We start from the raw sequence: 1045 nt of genomic DNA, 5'->3' as shown, positions 1-1045 counted from the left end.
AGGGCGATCAGGCCCGGCCGGCCCACCCGGCGCTCGGCGCTCCAGGGCAGCGCCCCGGCGTCGTCGGTCCGGAGCAGGTGCTCCTCGACCCAGGCGCCGATGCCCTCCGCGGTGCGGTACTGGCCGCGGGTCCGCGCCGCGTGCATCGCCAGCGCGCCCGCGGCGATCATGTCGCCGGGCCGCGTGAACGAGCGCAGCCGCTTGGACAGGCGCACGCCGTGCAGCTCGAACAGGCGCATCGTGGCGCGCAGGTGTGCGTCGTCGCGTGCCTCGGTGAGCTGGTACGCCAGCACGCCCGCCATGAGCAGCCGCGGACGGCGGGCCGCCATCGTGGCGGGCAGCCGTTCGAGCAGCCCGAGCAGCTCCGGGCCGAACCGGGCGGGCAGCTCGAACCACCACACGTCCGCGAGGTCCTCAAGGGTGTCCAGGTCTCCGGAGGCGATGGCGCTCAGCACGCCGTGCTCTCCGTGGTCCTCCGCCCGGCCCGGTGTCTCGGGCTCGAGCGGGACAAGCCACTTCAGGTCGTAAGACAAGTTCGTCGCGTCCCATTTCCACCAGGCCGTCGGGCGCACTTCCGTGACGGGGAACGCGGCCTGGGGCGCCGGCTCGGCCACCCGGTTCGAGACCGGGCGCAACGAGGGGGCGACTCGGGCGTTTCCCCTGCTCAGGGCGACACCAGTGCTGGTTCGTCAGGAGTGGAGCATCGCTTCGCACGAAGTATGCGACGGCACTATAAGCGTTCCGTAAACCCCTGGAAAGGGCTGTCCGGTCCGACCTGGTATTGCCCGCCGCAAATCAAACAATTGCCGGGAATATCGCGCTGCTCCGTATCGCACGACATTCGGCTGCCGGTAGTTCCTCGCCCCGCCCGCCGGCAGGGCGAGGAACCCGGCGGTCAGCTCACCGTGCGGCGACGCACGACGAACAGGGTCGCGGCACCGGTCAGGAAGAGCAGCGCGGCGAGGCCGGCCGTCCAGCCGAGGTCGGCGCCGGTCGCGGCCAGCGAACCACCCGGGCCGTCCGGCTGCGCCGGGTCAGCCGGGAC

Annotated in this window: 1 protein-coding gene; it reads right to left on the bottom strand. The window is 72.2% G+C overall.

The window, feature by feature from the left end; genetic code table 11:
- Positions 1-533: hypothetical protein (locus PROKR_RS35180; RefSeq protein WP_169736450.1), on the bottom strand; the 533-nt coding region annotated here is incomplete at its 3' end.
- Positions 534-1045: the final 512 nt, after the last annotated feature.

The organism is Promicromonospora kroppenstedtii DSM 19349 (genome assembly GCF_000515355.1).
In the GTDB taxonomy this organism is placed as follows: domain Bacteria; phylum Actinomycetota; class Actinomycetes; order Actinomycetales; family Cellulomonadaceae; genus Promicromonospora; species Promicromonospora kroppenstedtii.
Note: the sequence above shows the minus strand (reverse complement) of the source record. Positions and strands in the feature narration are given on the sequence as shown.